This window comes from Bdellovibrio sp. MYbb2 (genome assembly GCF_056175685.1).
On sequence record NZ_JBJKJI010000001.1, the window covers coordinates 1,590,831 to 1,609,023 of the forward strand.

General features: G+C 49.6%; 15 protein-coding genes. 9 read left to right on the forward strand and 6 right to left on the reverse strand.

What is annotated here, in order from left to right:
• Positions 1–8: 8 nt before the first annotated feature.
• Positions 9–1,964 (reverse strand): TIGR03545 family protein, encoded by a 1,956-nt coding sequence (locus AC04MQ_RS07695; protein ID WP_015091990.1) that lies wholly within the window; start codon positions 1,962–1,964, stop codon positions 9–11.
• Between the two features lie 12 nt (positions 1,965–1,976).
• On the reverse strand, positions 1,977–2,501 hold the full coding sequence (locus tag AC04MQ_RS07700) for a DUF2062 domain-containing protein (protein ID WP_015091989.1): 525 nt from the start codon (positions 2,499–2,501) through the stop codon (positions 1,977–1,979).
• 96 nt (positions 2,502–2,597) lie between these two features.
• On the opposite strand from AC04MQ_RS07700, the gene AC04MQ_RS07705 reads away from it, so the two are divergent.
• The gene (locus AC04MQ_RS07705; RefSeq protein ID WP_015091988.1) at positions 2,598–3,581 is read left to right on the forward strand and encodes a D-glycero-alpha-D-manno-heptose-1,7-bisphosphate 7-phosphatase; all 984 of its coding nucleotides are present in this window, start codon (positions 2,598–2,600) and stop codon (positions 3,579–3,581) included.
• Between the two features lies 1 nt (position 3,582).
• Here the strand turns inward: AC04MQ_RS07705 and AC04MQ_RS07710 are convergent, their stop codons facing one another.
• Positions 3,583–4,578 carry a lysylphosphatidylglycerol synthase transmembrane domain-containing protein gene (locus tag AC04MQ_RS07710; RefSeq protein ID WP_475391773.1) on the reverse strand — a complete coding sequence of 332 codons (996 nt, stop codon included), beginning with the start codon at positions 4,576–4,578 and terminating at the stop codon, positions 3,583–3,585.
• A gap of 206 nt (positions 4,579–4,784) precedes the next feature.
• Here AC04MQ_RS07710 and AC04MQ_RS07715 point away from each other — a divergent pair, with 206 nt between their 5' ends.
• Positions 4,785–6,185 (forward strand): mannose-1-phosphate guanylyltransferase/mannose-6-phosphate isomerase, encoded by a 1,401-nt coding sequence (locus AC04MQ_RS07715; protein WP_041577913.1) that lies wholly within the window; start codon positions 4,785–4,787, stop codon positions 6,183–6,185.
• A gap of 66 nt (positions 6,186–6,251) precedes the next feature.
• Here the strand turns inward: AC04MQ_RS07715 and AC04MQ_RS07720 are convergent, their stop codons facing one another.
• Positions 6,252–7,124: a murein L,D-transpeptidase catalytic domain family protein gene (locus AC04MQ_RS07720; RefSeq protein WP_235046146.1), complete on the reverse strand. Its 873-nt coding sequence runs from the start codon at positions 7,122–7,124 to the stop codon at positions 6,252–6,254.
• A gap of 279 nt (positions 7,125–7,403) precedes the next feature.
• On the opposite strand from AC04MQ_RS07720, the gene AC04MQ_RS07725 reads away from it, so the two are divergent.
• The 3 genes from AC04MQ_RS07725 to AC04MQ_RS07735 all read left to right on the forward strand — a co-directional run bounded on the left by AC04MQ_RS07725 (position 7,404) and on the right by AC04MQ_RS07735 (position 9,299).
• Positions 7,404–7,661, forward strand: a complete 258-nt coding sequence (locus tag AC04MQ_RS07725; RefSeq protein ID WP_041577912.1) for a hypothetical protein — start codon at positions 7,404–7,406, stop codon at positions 7,659–7,661.
• A 131-nt stretch (positions 7,662–7,792) separates the two neighbouring features.
• Complete coding sequence (locus AC04MQ_RS07730) at positions 7,793–8,368, forward strand: hypothetical protein (protein ID WP_475391774.1); 576 nt, start codon at positions 7,793–7,795, stop codon at positions 8,366–8,368.
• Entirely contained in the window at positions 8,346–9,299 is a 954-nt protein-coding gene (locus tag AC04MQ_RS07735) for an HTTM domain-containing protein (RefSeq protein ID WP_235046145.1), read from the forward strand. Before AC04MQ_RS07730 ends, AC04MQ_RS07735 begins: the two co-directional genes overlap by 23 nt.
• 43 nt (positions 9,300–9,342) lie before the next feature.
• On the opposite strand, the gene AC04MQ_RS07740 is transcribed toward AC04MQ_RS07735, so the two are convergent.
• Entirely contained in the window at positions 9,343–10,287 is a 945-nt protein-coding gene (locus tag AC04MQ_RS07740; protein WP_015091981.1) for an HTTM domain-containing protein, read from the reverse strand.
• Positions 10,262–10,876 carry a hypothetical protein gene (locus AC04MQ_RS07745; protein ID WP_475391775.1) on the reverse strand — a complete coding sequence of 205 codons (615 nt, stop codon included), beginning with the start codon at positions 10,874–10,876 and terminating at the stop codon, positions 10,262–10,264. Before AC04MQ_RS07745 ends, AC04MQ_RS07740 begins: the two co-directional genes overlap by 26 nt.
• 298 nt (positions 10,877–11,174) lie before the next feature.
• On the opposite strand from AC04MQ_RS07745, the gene AC04MQ_RS07750 reads away from it, so the two are divergent.
• From AC04MQ_RS07750 to AC04MQ_RS07765, 4 genes are all read left to right on the forward strand, one after another.
• Positions 11,175–14,096 (forward strand): collagen-like protein, encoded by a 2,922-nt coding sequence (locus AC04MQ_RS07750; protein WP_015091979.1) that lies wholly within the window; start codon positions 11,175–11,177, stop codon positions 14,094–14,096.
• Positions 14,097–14,296: 200 nt separating this feature from the next.
• Positions 14,297–14,830: a hypothetical protein gene (locus tag AC04MQ_RS07755; protein ID WP_015091978.1), complete on the forward strand. Its 534-nt coding sequence runs from the start codon at positions 14,297–14,299 to the stop codon at positions 14,828–14,830.
• Positions 14,831–14,857: 27 nt separating this feature from the next.
• On the forward strand, positions 14,858–17,584 hold the full coding sequence (locus AC04MQ_RS07760) for a hypothetical protein (RefSeq protein ID WP_475391776.1): 2,727 nt from the start codon (positions 14,858–14,860) through the stop codon (positions 17,582–17,584).
• Entirely contained in the window at positions 17,584–18,186 is a 603-nt protein-coding gene (locus AC04MQ_RS07765; protein ID WP_015091976.1) for a hypothetical protein, read from the forward strand. Before AC04MQ_RS07760 ends, AC04MQ_RS07765 begins: the two co-directional genes overlap by 1 nt.
• The last annotated feature ends 7 nt before the right edge of the window (positions 18,187–18,193 follow it).

Sequence of the window (18,193 nt, forward strand, 5' to 3'; positions counted from 1 at the left end):
TTCAAATCTTAAAGTCCGAATCTTTTCTTCAGATCATCGACAGCTTTCTGGCCTTCTTTTTCAAGCTGTTTCTTGCCCTGGTTTTCGGCGTCTTTTTTCGCCTGATTCACGCGGGCTTCAGCTTGTTTTTTCTGTTCGTTCAACTGGCCTTCGGCTTTCTTGATTTCCTTGTCCAGATCGCCGCGCAGTTTGTTGATCTCGGCTTCCACGCGGGCCCGCTGTTTGCCGATCTCTTCATTGACGTAGGCTTCGATCTTTTTGCGGGCTTCGTCAATCTTGGCCTGGATCTGCTTTTCGAATCCTTTTTGCAGCTCAGGTCCCAGGTTGGAGTTGATAGACAAAGGAACATTCGGGAACGTGCCCTGACCATCCACGTTCAGCGTCACTACCGGGATGCCGGCAAAGACGGCCTTTAGAATCTGATCAGCAATCTCGTTCTTGGATCCCACCGCGTATTCGATCTGCGTGAACTTGTTGTCCATGTTCACCGTGATGTTCTTTAGACCCACAAGCTTGCCTTCGATGCCGATGCTGCCCTTGGCTTTATTAAAGGCAATCTGCACGTCAGGGGACTGCACCAGCTCTTTGCCTTCGATCGAGTACGAATCCACCTTGAAGCGATAATCAACGATGCTGTCAGGCTTGGTGTTGTCCAAAGACAGGCGTACCAGGAAGCCCATGATTTCCTTGGACGGGAAGTCCCCGGACAAAGAGGCTACGGTCGGCTTGCCGATCAGTTTCTGGTGGGTTGTGATATCCAGAATCTCACCCTTGATGTTCCCCGCATCCGGAGTCAAGCCCGCTTGAGAGCTGACCGCTGTGCGTTTGATCCACACCAAAGGATACGAGTTCGGCCGTCCGAATTCATAGCTGATCCCGTTTTCACGTGGATGCGGCTGAAGTGGGATGTCTTCCGGGTCCTTTTCTTTTTTATTCAGCAGGTTTGGCGGAATGTATTTTTCAGCCATGGCCTTGTAACGGAAGAACTTGGCTTTGTACGGCCCCAGATAGCGATTGAAGATCGCCATCGACATGGACTTGGCATCCAGCTTTGGAATGCGGAAATGCTGTTCAAGACTTTTGATGTCGGCCTTGACCTGCTTTTCGATTTCCTTGTACTGGGCTTCAAGTGCTTTCAGGTCTTTTTGCAGATCATTGCCAGCGCCTTGCACCTGTTTGTACATGGCATCGCCATCTTTAAAGACTTTATCCAGTTCCTGCAAAGAAGACTGCAGTTCCTGCGGAGTTTTAAAGTCTTTGTACTTGATGGCGTTCAGGCGCTTGTTCAAAGCCTCGATATCTTTACCTTGAGGCAAAGACTTCATGCGCGCATCCCAAGTGGCTTGTTTGGCTTTTAGTTCTTTTTCAAAATTTTCCAGCATCGCTTTGGACGGCAATGAATCCTGCAGCTTTTGCAGTTGCACGTTGGCGTCAGTGCCCGTCAGCATCGCAATCACGTCACCCAGAACGCTGTCGCCGGCTTGTTGCTGGGCTTCGTTGATGGCCTGTTCTTTCAGTTTGTCAGCAAGGCCTGGTTCGTTGGACACCGGCTCTGGCGGAGCCACGCGACCCGGACGGGCCCGCTTTACGCCAAAGGCGATCTGTTCAACGGCGGCTTCATTCACGACCACTTTCGCACGCAGTAAGGCGTCCCACAGCATTGAGAAGCGGATGTCGCCGATGTTCAAAGAGTTGTGGGTTGGCTTTTCTGCGTCAGTCACTTCGATGCCCTGAATGCGCAGGCTGGCGTTGAAGAAACTGGTTTCAACTTTGGCGATGTTCACTTCGGCGCCGACAGCTTTGTATCCGGCCCATTCCATGCCCTTGCGCAGGTGAGAGTCGAAGAAGAAGTGGAAGTACAATCCAATAACCGCACAGATGATCACAAACGGAATGATGGCTTCCCAGCGGATCGGGCCTTTTTCTTTTTTCTTTTTTACGGGTGTTGTTTCAGGTGTTGTCATGTGCTGTGTGTCCTAGCCGTAAAGGTTGTCGTAAGTGCAGTACCAGTTGTAAAGCTTGGTTGCCGTGAAGGCTTTCCAGAACTTCGTGCCTTTGAATCGTGCCACCACGGTGGCGCGATATTTCAGGATCAGCGCTTTGAAGGCGAAGAATGCAAACGGCAAAAGCAGGATGGACACAATCATGGATCCCATCACGATGCTGTTGTTGAAGCGGGTCATTGGCACCAGCGGCATGTTGTACATGGTGGTGAACAGGGGTTTCAGGCTTTCGTTTTCAAGCACGGCTTTACCCAGGTGGTGAGCCGGTCCGTCAAACATGAAGGCCACGAACTTGAAAAAGAACGCCGACAGGAAGGCTGCACCAATCTGCACGCGGAAAATAAAGATAATCGCAAAGACCGCGAAAGTCTGAATGGAGATGAACGGGGAAAACCCCAGGATCAGTCCCAGCGACAGGCCCGAGGCCAGTTGGTTGGTTCCGGTGTCCGAGTTGAGGAGTTTTAGAAAATTAAAAATCTGCTTCAGTAAGGCCGTCATGAATTTCCTCCTGCAGGAATTTTAATAAGCATAAATGCAAGGCGGCAAGTAGAAACCCGAGGACACAAGGGGCGGTTTGTCGTAAACTGGGCCTCTATGTCACATCCCCTGGAACTTTTGATTGTTGAAACAGTTCAACTGGGTGGCAGTCTGGTCTTTATTGCAGATCAGAATCCGGCCACATTGTCGCAATGGCAGCAGCCATTGGTGCAGGACTTTGCCGGGGAAATTCCTTTTGTCACACGCACAGCTGAAGATCTGCTGGCACAAAAGTATGTCACACGTCCAGAAGATCTGGTCTTGTTCCAGTCCAACCAAAAATCTGTCCTGACTTCTGTGGATGCAATTCTGAATGGTCAACGGGTCTTGTTGGGGGCGGAAGCATCGTCTGCTGAATCCCATCAATGGGACTATACCTTTGCTGATTTAAGCCTGCACAAGTGGCAGCTGATTTTGCAAGCTTTGAAAGCCCATTGGGGGCAATGGTCGGCGCTGCAGGGACTGGATGGCGAGCACGGGGCAGGATGTCTGTTCCTGGATCGCGATGATGTGGTGGTTAAGAACGTTCCCTATAACAAAGACCCCGAAGCAGTTCAGCTGCTGCCGGGCATTTGCGAGCTGATTAACAAAGCCCATGCGCAGTCTTATTGGGTGGCGCTGGTGACGAACCAGTCCGGATTGGGGCGAGGCTGGATCAGCTGGTCTCAGTATCAGTCCGTGCATCAGCGTATGATGCAGCTTTTAGCCCAGCAAGGGGCGTGGATTGACGACTGCGAGTGGTCGGCGTTTATTGATGAAGCGGGCAGTCCTCGCGGGCGTTTGCTGGCGGGACTTCGCAAGCCTCGCAACGGCATGCTGCTGAAAGTGAACAGCAAGCTGCGTGTGAATATGGCGAAATCCGTGATGGTTGGTGACAGTGCTTCGGACCTGAAGGCGGCTTTTGCTGCCGGGGTGGGGCGTTTGTACCTGCTGGCTTCAGAAAAAACCGACAAAGAAGTGAAGTCTTTGCAGGCGCATCAGGCTGCGTATTCCAATTTCAAATTCACGGTTTTGGAAAAACTCTCGGACCTGACGCTTTGATTTAGCCCAGGTCTTCTAGTGTGGAAGCATCCACGCGTTCTTTAATACGCAGATAGAAGAAGGCACCCAGCAAGCTCACCACGAAGGTGGTGACTTGGAAGGCCGTGATCACAGTTGGACCGACTTCAGATGTTGATCCGTTATAGATATTAAACAGGAAATAGAATGCCGCCTGACCGACACCGACACCGGCTGGAGAAATCGGGATCGCCGTCGCCATATACCCCAGTGGCGCCACCAGGAAATAGGTTTTCGCTGCGACCTCCGTGAAGCCTGCCGCATTGCCGGCAATGATCAAAAACACAATCGAGCAGCCCTGGGACAGAAGGCTTAGGAACAGCACCAGCATGAAGCGTTTTCCGTCTTTGCCGTAAAGGTGCATGCTTTCATAAAGCTTCATGAACTTTTCAGACAAAGGCAGTTTGTTGATCACGCGCTTTAGCAGCGAGGTCTTGTAGATCTTTGGCGAAAAGATCAGGGCCAGAGCAATCACAAACGCAAAGAACAGCGCCAGAATGAACCAGAACAATGTCGTCAGGGTCGGGATGGTCATGATGTGGTTCAGGTCATAAAGCATCACCAGCAGCGCCAATAGAACCATGGCAAACAGTCCCAGCACCCGGTCCATCAGGACGCTGGTCACGGCAATGACTTTGGAACCGGGATTGGCCCGGGTGAAATAGTAAGCTTTGATAACATCGCCGCCGACCCCGCCGGGCATGGCAAAGTTAAAGAATGAACCAATCAGGCTGAGCTTAAAGACCTTCAAAGGACCCGCATTCATGCCTTGGGAACGGATCAGGGTGCGCCATCTTTCGCTGGCCAGGAACAGGTTCAGCAAAACCAAAAGCAGTGCCACAGACGCCGTGGTCGGTGTCAGCAGGTTTTTAAGGGCAGAGAAGTTCAGCTTTCCGGATTGGATCAGCCAGTAGATGATGCCGGCTGAAAAAAGAATCTTAGCGGACTGAACCAAAAGCTTTTTGGTGTGTTTAACCATGGGGACTGTCTTACTTGAATTCGGGCCGGAACTCTACCTCGAAGTCGTGGTATGCAAAGATTTAGGGGGCCTTAAATTCGATTTGACGACATCTTTTAAGCAGCTAAAAAGCCTCAGTTTTTTGACGAATTGAGCCATTGTAAGGTCTTAATTACTCAGAAACTGCCTTTGATGATATAGATTGAGGACTGATCTCGGAGGTAGTTTTGATACCGGTTATATTATCGGGAGGAAGCGGAACACGATTGTGGCCCGTATCCCGTCAGCAGATGCCCAAACAATTTTGCGACATTTTCGGGGAGCCTCTACAGACTCTGACCCTGAAAAGATGTATGCGTATGGGAAGCCCCTGGATCGTAACCTCCAAGGCCCTGCAGACGTTGACTGAACTGAATCTGAAAGCCAACCAAGGCGAAGGTGTTAAGGCCAACCAAGGCGAAGCCGTTCAGGTTGTTTACGAGCCAACGGGCAAAAACACCGCTCCTGCCGTGGCGGCCCTGTGCAAGCTTTTACTGGATCAGGGTAAAGGGGACGAGATCGTCGGGGTCTTCCCGTCAGATCACCTGATCACCAAAGAAGATGCTTTCCTGAAAGTTGTGGAATTTGCTTCCACCGTGGCGAAAGAAAACCGCGTGGTTACTTTGGGCATCACGCCTTCATATCCAGAAACTGGCTATGGCTATATTCAGACCAAGACGACCAGCTTAAAAGATCAAATGGGGTTGAAGGCTTATTCCGTGGTGAAATTCCATGAAAAGCCGGATCTGAAAAAAGCGGAAGAATTTATCTCTCAAGGTGGTTTCAGCTGGAATGCGGGGATCTTTGTTTTCAAAGTTTCTCATATGGCGGGTCTGTTTGAAAAACATCAGCCGACTTTGTGGAATCAGATTTCAGCCTTGAAGGCCGATGCTTCCAACCTAGGTGATATCTATGCTCAGGTTCAAAGCATTTCTATTGACTATGCGATCATGGAAAAACTGAGCGAAGCGGAACTGGCTTGTGTGCCGGCGGACTTTGGTTGGAGTGATGTGGGTTCTTGGGATGCCGTGGCTGCTTTGCAAAAAGGGCAGGACATCATCAATGTCAAAGGACAGGATAACTTTGTCTTTGGCGATCCGAATAAGAACTATTCCATGATTGGTTTGGAAGATGTGATCGTCGTGGATACCAAGGACGCCCTGATGCTGGTTAAAAAAGGCCAGTCTCAGGATGTGCGCCATGTGGTTGAGACTTTGACTCAAGCCAAATCCCCACTGGTGAAAGAGCATGTCTATGAGTATCGTCCTTGGGGTTATTTCGAAATCCTGAAGGATACGGAAAACTTCAAATCCAAGGTTATTCGCGTGAACCCGCATTCCCAGTTGTCATATCAGTCTCACGCCAAACGTGAAGAGCACTGGACGATCACTCAGGGATCCGGCGAAGTGGTTCTGAATGATCAGGTGATCCCGGTGAAGGCTGGCAGTCACATTCATATCCCACTGGGGGCGAAGCACCGCATGCGCAATAATTCCGGCGAGATGCTGGAGTTTGTAGAGGTTCAATTGGGAACCTACTTTGGTGAAGACGATATCGTCCGTTATCAGGACGATTACAGCAGAAATTAGATATTGAAAATTTGAGATTGGATTTAGGAAAAAAGAAAGGGCTGCGGTTGCAGCCCTTTTTGTTTTTTAGTCTCTGGAATCTTCCAGTGGGACTGAAAGAATTTCGGCATTTCCGGTTGGCAGGCCGCTGGTGTTTGGAGCTGCTGCCGTTGGATTTTTACGAACGCTTTCTTCTTCTTCCGGAAGATCGATGTCTACCTCTTCCACGTGCTCTTGCACGACTTGCAGGGTTGGATCCTTCTGGGTGCTGGCTGTCAGATCTTTATGGTAGGCGTAAACCAGGCCACCGTCTTTGAAGTTCGTCAGCATTCTTTTGATAATGCCGGGAGCAACTGCCGGGCAACCCCAGCTACGGCCCAGACGGCCCTGGCTTTTTACGTAGTCTTCAGAAACGTAGCTTGCTGCATGAACGACAATGTCACGTTCAGCCGCATTGCTGTTGGAAGCTTCCAAACCGTACAGATTCAAAGATTCACCGTGACCACCATAGTACGTGTTGCCACCAAGGTACAGACCCAGGGAAGACATCTTGGAACCATCGATGTTAGAGAACTTCGCCGCCACATTTACGCCAGAGCCTTTGCCGTGAGCCACGAAGTGCTTGGTTACGCCACCGGTCTGCATGTTCATGATATAAAGGCGTCTTTCGCTGGAAGGTTTTGAGAAATCAATAACTGCGACAAATTCAGATTTGATAGTGACATCGCGAGTGCTCATGTAAGTCTTTTCGCGACCGCGGATCTTCGCCTTCATTTTGACGGTTTTGCCGGCGTTGACATCCAGGAATTCGAAAGTTCTTTGCAAAGCCGCCTCAGGCACGCCTTGCTTTTTAAACATGTCGTAAATGCGCACGTCTTTGATTTTCTTGTCATACAGGCTGTCAGCATAGCTTTGGATGCTGGCAAGGGTGATGATAAGGGCGGTCACAAGTTTCTTCATGCTTTCCAACTTTCAATTACGTGAGGATTCAATAATTCCATGAACCTTCCTTACAAGGCATGTGCCAGCTTTTTTACCTGTTTTAGTGTCCTAAATTTGATCTGAACGGGAGCATGGTGCCGCTAAAAGTCCCCCTGTATATAAAATAGACGCGTGTTCGGTGACGTTCCAGAATAGCCCCATTTTCTCTGCTCTTAGGCACTTTTAGGGGTTCGGAATTGAGGTTTTTCCAAGGGTGATTCTAATAATAATCAAACACGACTCTTACAAGGAGCTGACATGAAATTCATAGTTGTACTGGGCGCAATGTTGTTTTCAATGAGTGCTTTTGCGGCGAAGACCTATCAGGTGACGGGTCCGATTGTTGAGCTTTCTGATTCCCGCATTATCGTGCAGAAAGGCAGCGACCGCTGGGAGATTGAAAGAAACCCGAACACCAAAGTGACGGGTGATTTGAAGGTCGGTCAGAAGGTGACGATTGAATACACGATGGCCGCAGACACGGTGGAAATCAAAAGCGACAGCAAAAAGAAGTAGTTTTTGTCTTGTCTTAAAGGGCTGAAATCTAGCTGATGAATTCTTAATTTAGATGCGCTTGAATGCTGTTGTGTCAGGCGGGGCGGCTCGGATAAACCCTGATGTTGGTCAACAACAACAGGGGGTTCGCCATGGCGGCACTCAAGAAGGTTCTGATTTCAGCCTTTATTACTGGTCACATCGTGATGATGGTCACGGCGGCATTGCCAGACCGGAGTGCAGTCGGTGACCGCATTCTGCAGGCTCTTTCTCCGTATCAGGTTTTCTTTGGGTTGGATCAACCCTGGAGCATGTTTGCTCCCAATCCAGCCTCAGTGAACTCGTATCTAACGGCCACGATCACATTCAAAGATGGCTCGACAGAACAATGGACATTCCCGCGGGCGTCACAGCTGGATGGCTGGGATCGTTTCACGGCCGGTGAACGTTATCGCAAGTACCAGCAGGACAATCTGTTGCCGATGGAAAAGTCAGAGCTGTGGTTTGATCTTTCCCGCTATGTGGCGCGCGAGGTGGCTAAGCTGGAACAGTTCGGGCGCAAGCGTGAATTTGAACAGCTTTATTTCTATCGTCATACCAGCACTGTTCAACCGCCGACCCAGGTGTTCATACCTCATGGTCAGATGAGCAAGGATTATAACAGCGAAAGTGTTTTCCACTTTAAGCCGACTGGAGGGCCTCGTTATGAAGCTAACAACGCTCACTAATGGTTTGAATGATTTTTTCTTTAAGCCCCAGCCGGTGCATACCGTGGCTTTGTTGCGGGTTTTATTCGGGGTGGTGCTGCTGATTAATTGGTTTATGGTGTGGAGTCATCTGGACACCTTCTGGGGAGTCGAGGGGATTTTCTCTTTGGAAAGCTCTTTGAAGATGGCAGGGGCGTTCCGTTTTAGTCTGTTTGATCTGCTTCCGCCAGACCCACGTGTGCCGGCATTGGTTGCCTTGGTTCATCTGGGGGCGGTGATAGGGGTGTTGTTCGGAGTTTTCACCCGCACCTCGATTGCTTTGGCGTTTTTCACCCTGATCTCGTTTCATAACCGCAACGTCTTTGTTTTGAACAGTTCAGATATCGTGATTCGTAATTTCCTGTTTTTGTTGTTCCTGACTCCGTGTGGGGACTGGCTGTCCTTGGATCGTTGGTGGCAGGTGCGCAAGGGGATGGCCCCGGCAGAGCCTTTGGAAAAGGCCCCCTGGGGGCTGCGGTTGATGCAGATTCAATTCAGCGTCATTTATATCGCCACGGTGATGTTCAAGATGAAGGGGCCCTTATGGGCGGATGGTACAGCGGTGTATGTCGCCACACGCCTTGATGAGTTTGTCCGAATGCCGCTGGGGCTTTTGAACAGTCTTGTGGTGATCAAGTTCCTGACCTGGTCCACGCTGCTGGTGGAGTTTGCCTTGGGGACGCTGATCTGGATTCGCGAGCTGCGGTACTGGGTGATTCTGGCCGGGATTGGACTGCATCTGGGGATTGAGCTTTCGATGAATATCCCGATGTTTGAATGGATCATGATTATCACGATGATCTGCATGGTGGACCCAAAAGATCTGAAAGACTGGCTGACCCTGGCGAAAGAGGGCAGACTGTTTTCAAGCATTCTGGCCTGGAGACCGCTGATCCTGGTTAAATCCAAATAAATAAAAAGCCGCTGGGAACAGCGGCTTTTTTTATGTCCTGATTTTATGTGGTTTGTGGTTGGGGAGTCTGTGCCGTGCGGGCTTGCTGGCGGTACTTGCGAAGTTTTTCCATCCAGCGCTCGATATCCCGTGAATCCACCATGCTGACCATCACCACAATCATCGCCCATTCAAAGACGGGGATCGACATGGTGTACTCAATTCCCAGATGCAATCCGACTCCGGCCAGCAGAATCCAGTAACGAAGGTCTTTGATCCACACCAAAGTTCCCAAGGCAAATTCCACCAGCAGCGTGGACCAGGTCAGGTATTTGATAAAGATCATATTGTTCAGCAGTGGAAGTTCAAAGCGGACAAAGTCATCCAGTCGGGTGGCGATATATACGGCCGTGCCGTCGACCCACCGATCGCCTTTAATTTTGAACATCACCGTGGCCAGATAGATAACGCAGAATTGGATTTGGATCATGCGCAGGGCCCAAGGAGCTTTTTCTGCAGGCACCTCAGGGGCCTGACCTTTTAGGCGCAAACGCCAGCGGTCAATAGCGAAGGCATCGCCGCAGGGGGTGAACATCAGCAGAAACAGAAAGTTTCTTAAAACCGAGTCGGCGCTGTTCATGACAAAGCCATTGCGGTGGTGAAATGAAATCAAAGTCACAAAGGCAACAAAGATGGCGGTGCGGGTCCAGGCACCAAACGTCATGGCCAGAACGGCCAGCAGATTGATGAAGGCCAGGGTGTGAGTCACCTTCGACGTGTTCGGCATATAATCAAATAAAGAATAGCGGAAGGGATTTCCGTATTGTTGAGCGGTCTGCAGTGAAACCATCCCATCGGGGCCGAAAAGGATATCCAGATCCGCATAAAGCATAAGCCAGTTGAACAATAAGATCAGACCCAGGCCGATTCGCATCAGGGCAACACTATAGACAGGCTGGGGTTTGAACAAAAATTCTTCGAAATTATTGAAGATCGTTTTTAGCTTCATGGCGAATCCTTTCGAAGGTCGGTTTATAGACGAACAAGGTTTCAGTGTCATATTTGGTGCTCAAAGTCCCGTGAGGAATCAACGGCGCCTCTGGCGGAGGTCGCACGCGGCTTTGATATCTTTTGAAGACAACTTCTTTCAGAACTCGGTTTTTTCCGTGTGTTTCAGCTTCCATCACTTCGCGGGTGATAAATCGGGACACATCAAACCAAACCAGTTCATTTTCTTTCGGCAGCAGGGTTTCCTGACCGAACAGACGATAGCGATCTCCGGTCAGCACTTTTCGCGGTCCCTGCATGATTGTCGGGCGAGGCATTTTCCAGACGCCGGTTGAACCGTCTTCAAAGATCAGGTCAGCTTCGATATGGGCGTTGGTGTTCATCGGGTTTGGGGCAAACATGGCCCAGGGCTGGTAAAGCATCACCATGGCCTGATAGCGACGCACGGCTTTGATGAATCGCTCACCGAGTGTGCTTTGATCGGGCAGTCCATCGACAATCATGATGCCGACATTCAACGTGAAGAAGCTCATTATCAGAATCTTCTTTCCTTGTTTGAAGATGAATTTCAGGTCTTCCTTCAATTTCATAAGGCTTTTTCCTTCATTGGAGTCAGTTGGTTCTTGTGGTTATTAACATAGTTCTTTTGCAAAAGTTCTTTACGGATTTGAAAGAAAATTGTTGTTTCAAATAAAAAACGAAACGGCGGATGTCGTATGACACTTTCAAAATGTGTTAATTAAATGGCTGAAATTATGATTTATTAAAGTGCCAATAATAATTCCTGCATTCTAAAAATTTTGTCAGCTCGAACAGAATTTAACCGATCTTGCCTGCGAAGATTGAACATCTTCAATTTTTGCGGACGGGGTTACAAAGGAGAATGCAATGGGTGGGAAGTCAGGGAAGGTGATTTTCCTGGCGGGAATGACAATGGTTGCAAACGTCGCTTTTGCGAATGCACCATCTGAAACCGTCACGAAAAATACTCAATTGATCCAAACCGGAGGCCAAGGCGGATTCGTAAATTGGAATTCAACGCCTGGGGGCAATGGTACCAAAGGGATCATCGGCAACGGCAACAAAGGGGACAAGGGCAACTATGGGAACAACGGTGACCATGGTGACAAAGGTAGCAAAGGCAACTATGGCAACAATGGTGACCACGGAGATAACGGTGATCATGGTGTTCTAGGAAACCACGGCATTCTTGGGAACAAGGGCGATAAAGGCAACTATGGTAACAATGGTGACCATGGTGATAAAGGTAATTACGGCAACAACGGTGATCACGGCGATAAGGGCAGTAAAGGCAACTATGGTAATAATGGTGACCATGGTGATAAAGGCAATTACGGCAACAATGGTGACCGTGGTGAGAAAGGCTCTAAAGGCAATTACGGCAACAACGGCGACAATGGTGATCACGGCGATAAGGGCAGTAAAGGCAACTACGGTAACAACGGGGACCGTGGTGAAAAAGGCTCTAAAGGCAATTATGGCAACAACGGCGACAACGGTGATCACGGCGATAAAGGCAGTAAGGGCAACTACGGTAACAATGGGGACCGTGGAGACAATGGTCATAAAGGCGATAACGGTCATAAAGGTGACAATGGTCACAAGGGCAATTATGGCACTAACGGCCATAAAGGTGACACGACTGGGTATTCCACTGGTTATACAACTGGATACAGCACCGGCTACACAACTGGCTATTCCACGGGTTACAGTACGGGTTACAGCACTGGCTACACAACAGGTCATCAGTCCACTGGTTATACGACTGCAACGACTTATGGTCCAAGCACAAGTACTTATGGACCAACTTCGACGGCCACCACTTACAATCCTGATACGGCGACCACAGTAACGACGGCAACGTCGACTTCTGTGACAACGTCCACGACAGGTGAAGTGACAACGTCATCCAGTTCTTCCTCGTCTTCAACTTCCACTTCGACATCAACGACCGGAGAGTCCACAGCGACGTCCTCCAGCTCGACTGGATTCAAAGAAGAAGAGAAAAACAAACTCAGAGCAAAATTGAAGCCTCTGTTCCATCTGAGCTTCGATTATGGTCAGTACATCGTGAATCTGACTCCGCACTTCAGAAATGTGCAGCCGACATCCATCGTGAAGTATGACTACCGTCCGACTTCCGATACATTGATCTATGGCGATTACCGTGATGGTTTCCAAAAAACTGTCTACGGCGCAATCGAAGTGGGTCTGGGTGCTCAGGTGCGTTTCTGGTTCGACAATGCGACAGGTTTGCGTCAGCACTTCTGGGGTTATGTCGGCGTTCTGCCAATCATGGGCAAAGAGACAGAGTCTGTTCGCTATGTGAGCACTCTGGACAAAGCCCGTAATATGGGTGGTCGCTGGTCTGTACCTAAGGATGCAGCAGATCTGGACACTTGGGATCCAGGTGACAGCATCACCTACATCGGTCACGGAGGAATCATCTTCTCTGCAGGCGCGGGCTTCGGTCCAATCGGTGCAGGGGTGGCGAAACTGGCGAACGGTACTTGGGAAACTTACGTGGAAAAAGTCGGCTCTGAGCGTGCTTACGTAAAAATGTCCAAAGGTAAGCTGAACAGCTTCTCGATGTTCACCAACGTATCCATCCTGACTTTAAGCTTGAGTGAGTTCAGATCTTCAGACGATGGGTTCTCGTTCTTGTTTGATTTGACGACCGATACTGGCCGCAAAGCTTACGAAGACGTGATCCGTGGTAACGTTCTGGCGTCAGAAACACTGTCAGCCGACAAACCAAGAAACTTGGTTGAGCGCGCACCGGTGGTAAAAGTTGAAACCTTCAGATCCGTTGCGACGGGCCGTGTTGTCAGCAAATCTTTGGCTTTGCCGATCATTTGGGACAAAACGTACAGCAAAGGTAAGATCAATTCTTACACCACTTCTGAAATGCATCTGGACCGCAATACAGCAGTTGTGAACTACGGTATCTATTCTGATTCCGAAGACAGCCGCTTCTGGTTCAAGCACAAAGAAAAAGACTTCATGTTCTACGGAGCGAAATACTCGGTTGAGAACTGGGACAGCAAAGCACGCATGGAAAGCATGTTTGGTACTTATTCTTATGCCTTCAAGCATGAAAGCGCCAACGGCAAGCGTCTAAGATCCGGCATCTATGCTTTGGTTAAAAAGACCGGCCTGGATTCCCTGATGGTGGGCGTGCCTGATGCAGATCTGGGTTATACCGGCATTGAATTCAACGTGAACTTCAGTGACGAAAACACCATGAGACTGATGAGAGCGGCTCAGACCATGAGTCAGGATGCCTTCATCGACAAGTCCACGGATCAGATCTACTCCTACTTCAACGAGCGCAACGATCCTTACGATCTGTGCATGATGGATGGCGGATCTCGTATTCCGGGTTCTTGCGTGAACGTCACGACCAAGAAAACGGCCGAGGCTGCAAGCAAAATGTACTATGCTTTGAAAACCATGTACAAAACGATGAACTCCGATGCTAAGGCGTTTGCGGCCGCTTATGGCGCATTCGGTGAAGGTATGGCAGAGAATCTGTTCACATTCCGCGCGGCGATGGCCCTTGCGGGTGCGGGCACCACCATTGATTACTTGGTTGAAGGTACTCACATCAACATGTACTTCCGTGAATGGATGGTGGACGGTTCCGGACGCTGGGTCCCTGCAGTTCAATCCCCGAACTACAAAGGCCTTCCGTTCCAGCCAGCTACACGTCACTCCAAAGTGCGCGGTATGATCATCGGAAACTCCGATGCAGGAAAAATTCCGCACATGATGCCAGTCACTTTCTAGCCCCCGGTTAGACAAGTGTTCTCGCAAAAGGCCGTTGGTGAACACCAGCGGCCTTTTCTTTTTTTTCGCCGAACATCTGCGGGCGAGAATTACATTCTGTTTAATTGCTGATCTGTAGTTTGAATTTACTTTTATCAAGTTGGTAAAAATTATTTCGCACCAAAAAACAAATTCCAATCACGGAATGGGAAAGGGAAGTTATGAAACTCAAGGCGCTTCTTGCAGGGGTTTTGTTGGCGACAACGATGCAGGCGACTGCGAATGAATTTGATGATGGCACTGGAGAATTCGATCCACGTCCACTTCCTCAATACTCTGAAGCAGAACTGCAGAAGAAAATTGAGAATGAAATGGCGATCGCCTGTTCAGGCAATCTTTGTAAAATCGTCGGGCAGGACAGCAGTGGATCCGGATGGACTGTGCAGTTCCAGGTTGGCTACGGTCGGGCGAACGGCGGCGAAGGGGATACAATCTACATTGGCGACTATGACAACGGCAATAACAACAACAGCAATGGCTATGCAAACATCACAGTGACCTACAAAAACTACAAGTGCCGTTCCAATCTTCTGGTCACACCTGCAGTTTATCGCTTCGTAAATACGTACCTGTACAACATGGTGAACTCTGATGGCTCTGTGAAGAGAAACTTCTCTCCAGCGGATCAGACAGTGGTTTTGTTCTATACAACCATGTTGAACAAAGTCAGCTCTTGCGGCACCGGTCTTAATTAGAGGTTTTAAATGAATAATGCAGGGTCTATGGGCAAAATTGTGTTGATGACAGTGATCTGGATGATGGCGGCGGGTGCCGAGGCACAAACGACTTCCACATCTCAGGTTCAGTTGAATAAATTAAGAATTACAAATCGTGCGCAATGCGCCGTAGACTCTGAGATTCCGACCGAGTCCGCATTTATCGTGGTGGATGGATACAATGCGGGAAAGATGGTTTATTCCCTTGGTAAAAATATCGGCTCCAATGCTGAAGCGATGAGCGCCGAGGGCATGCAGCAGTTTCGTATTGCAGTAACCCGTCTTACCAAAGTGATTATGAACAAGCTGATGGCCGGACAGCTTCCACTTCTTCCGACCAATCTGAAGACTTCGGCATTGACCGGCTATAATGCCATTGCTGAAAAATGTCAGAACAAGACCTATTGTCCTGAGTTGAACGGCTATCTTTCCAAACTCTGGGATAACTCGGAAGGGGCCGGACTGCGCTGGGAAAGTCTGGATAAGTTCAATGGCACCCACTTTATGTCCATGAAAAAGACAGATCGTGTGGCCTGCTTCTATGTAAAAAGGTTCTCGGCTCTTCAAGAGCAGTTGAATTCAGTAGAGGTGGACAAGTCAGTCCTTCTTTCTGTGGCCCAGGCGGCAATCACTAAAGACAAGTACATCACGGACTGTGAAAGTGCTGATGCGACCCTGGATTCGCGTAATTCCATTATCCAGCTTGATTTAAAAATTCCTCGTGCTGTGGAATTCGGCTCTGTCGGATTCGATTTCTGGAACAGCGTAAAAATCTATCTTTCTTTTGCCTGGAGATATTCCAATATCCCGCTTCAGGTGGCGCCTGAGTACGGTCAGATGTTCCGTTCCATCGCCCTTGAAGAATCCATTATGATGATTCCCAACGGCTGTAAAAGCATTGAAAAGCCCGAGTGCGATGCCGCCACTCTTTCTATGAACAGCATTCGCGAACTGGCGCGTCCGGACGGCAATGAAACCGAGCATCGCAAAGAAGTTCCGAAAGGTCCTGAAGACGATGTTGTGAATCGTGGTCCCCGTGATGTGAATGATGACTTCCTGGGAACCCGCAGCTACGAAGATGCCTCGGACTGGGTCGAGAACTTCCGCAAGAATTACGTGACAGCCCGCGGATCGATGAAAAATCGTGTGCAAAGCGCCATCCAGTTCCTGAACATCGTGGCCGGCGCTATGACTCCAGTTGAACTGGGGGAGTTTGTAAAACCACTGGCTTTTGCCAAAACCTATTCCAACCAGCACCGTGATGAACTTTACTACCTGTGTACTGAGGCACGTCTGGCAGGGGACCAGCGTCTGGACTTTATGAAAACTGGCATTGATAAGGTTCAACAGCTGGATGTCATGCAGCGTTCGTTCCAAGGTTCCCAAGTTCAGTTGGCAGATGCCACCCGGTACTTTGATAAAGTCAGTGAAACCGTGGTTGCATTCTGTGATTCACTGGAACGTGAAAAGATCTGGAATGCGGCTGGATACACAGTGAACAGAAGCGGCTTCCATGCGTGGGCGCGTGAGCTTTTGGGTGTGGCGCCTCCGGCGACGATTGCTGCTGATATTCAGCCGATGAAGTTTGGGGCGCCGTTGCTGGTGTGGGATGCCACTCGTGTCAGCGATCCAGGGAACTCCATCTGTGCTTCTGCGATTGATTGCACACGTCGTCTTATTAAGTCCATGGTAGATCTTTATGCTGTCGCTAAGTACGCGGATGCGTTCCTGCCGGTCAATTCGACGGTTTCTACGCCTGACGTTTTCAACCCTTACGCCGATCTGAAAGCATGTAAGGTATATGATCCCTGGTATCAGACCCGTCGTGCGAACAAGCGTCTGATGGCTGATTTGGCCAGCACGGCTTTGTTTGGCTGGAATGCTTTGCCTCTATATATAGATGTGGACTTCAAGCCACCCAAGGTCACAAGCCTGAACGCGATGATCAAAAACGGGGCCGTGAAGTTTGACCCTAAGATTCAGAAAGAAAAAATGGAAGTGGCTCTTTTGGCGGACTTCGGTCCATTGCTGGGGGCTCCGTGTGCGGTGTCTATTGCTCCGAACAGTGCCAAAGACTTCAGCTTCTATGCCTTTAACGGGATCTCGGTGAACTACTGTAAGATCCGCGACAACGGGACGGTGATTGGTGAATCCAATGGCAGTCTTCAGACCAGCCCTCACGTAAGCAAGTCCTATTGCGGTGGTTGTTCCATCAATTTTGTGGGTGTTGCCGGGGGGGCGGCCGTGTCAACAGGCGGCCTGCCTTTGAATCCGATCAAACTGGGTGTTTACCTGTTCCGCAGCATTCATCGTTACATCACTGCCAAAAAAGACAAGGTCAATATTCCTCGTCTGCAGGAAGTGGATGTGAACAGAGTGGTCGAGACCTACAAAAAGTACGGCACGATCCCGGATCACTGTGTGGACCAATTGGCTGCTGGTGTGGGTTGTTATCAGAATGTCTGCGCCGCCAAGGCCGCTGATTACTTCGAAAGATACACAGGCAACAAAGTGAAGCATCTGGAGCTTGAAGAGCTGACAGATGCCAATGGCAACACCACGCCGTCTTCTGCCGTGATCATTCAGTCCGACTACTGCGACGGTAAAGTGCGCGTGAAGTACAGCTGCTCTGAAGATGGGAAGAAGTTCAAAACTTATGAAAAGTTCGGGGGCATGTACGGCATGAGCAAAGACTGTCGTCAAACCATCGGACATAACTTCTGGGGCTTCTAGTGAAAAAGTTGATTGGAACCATTGCGACATTGATTTTACTTCTATCATTTTCCGCCCACGCGTTTTTGGTCGAAAGCACTTACGCCAAACAGCCAGGCGGGCAGTATGCAAAAGTGACCAAAGTCACTTGCGACACGGCATCATCAGGGGATTGTCAAAGCCTTTGCCAGAACGCGACGGCCTGCCAAAGACCCGAGCCTTACTGCCGTAACTGTGCGGGGACAACATCGCCACTACTGCGCCAGCTTTTCACCGAGATTTCCAGAGTCTATGCCATTTCCAGAGAAGTGAACGACCGCAAGGATCTGATTCGCTTTCTGGGGACTGAAAAGTACGTGATGCTGGATCTGAAAAGCGTCTTTAACTATTACAGCCCCGTCGGCGGAGAAGCCTTTACCAAGGAACTTCGCTTTTTCTGTGGCGAGACCGGCGAAAACACTCTGCTGGCTGTGAAACTGGATGATGTTCATCAGCCGATGGCACTGAGCTATGTGCTTTGTCGCAACAATGTCGGCCAGACTTCTGCCTTCGAGGTTCAGCCTCGACAGCCAGGCTTCGGTCAGCGTCCTTTAAGTGCACCTTTAATTTTTAAAATGAACTGATTTATCA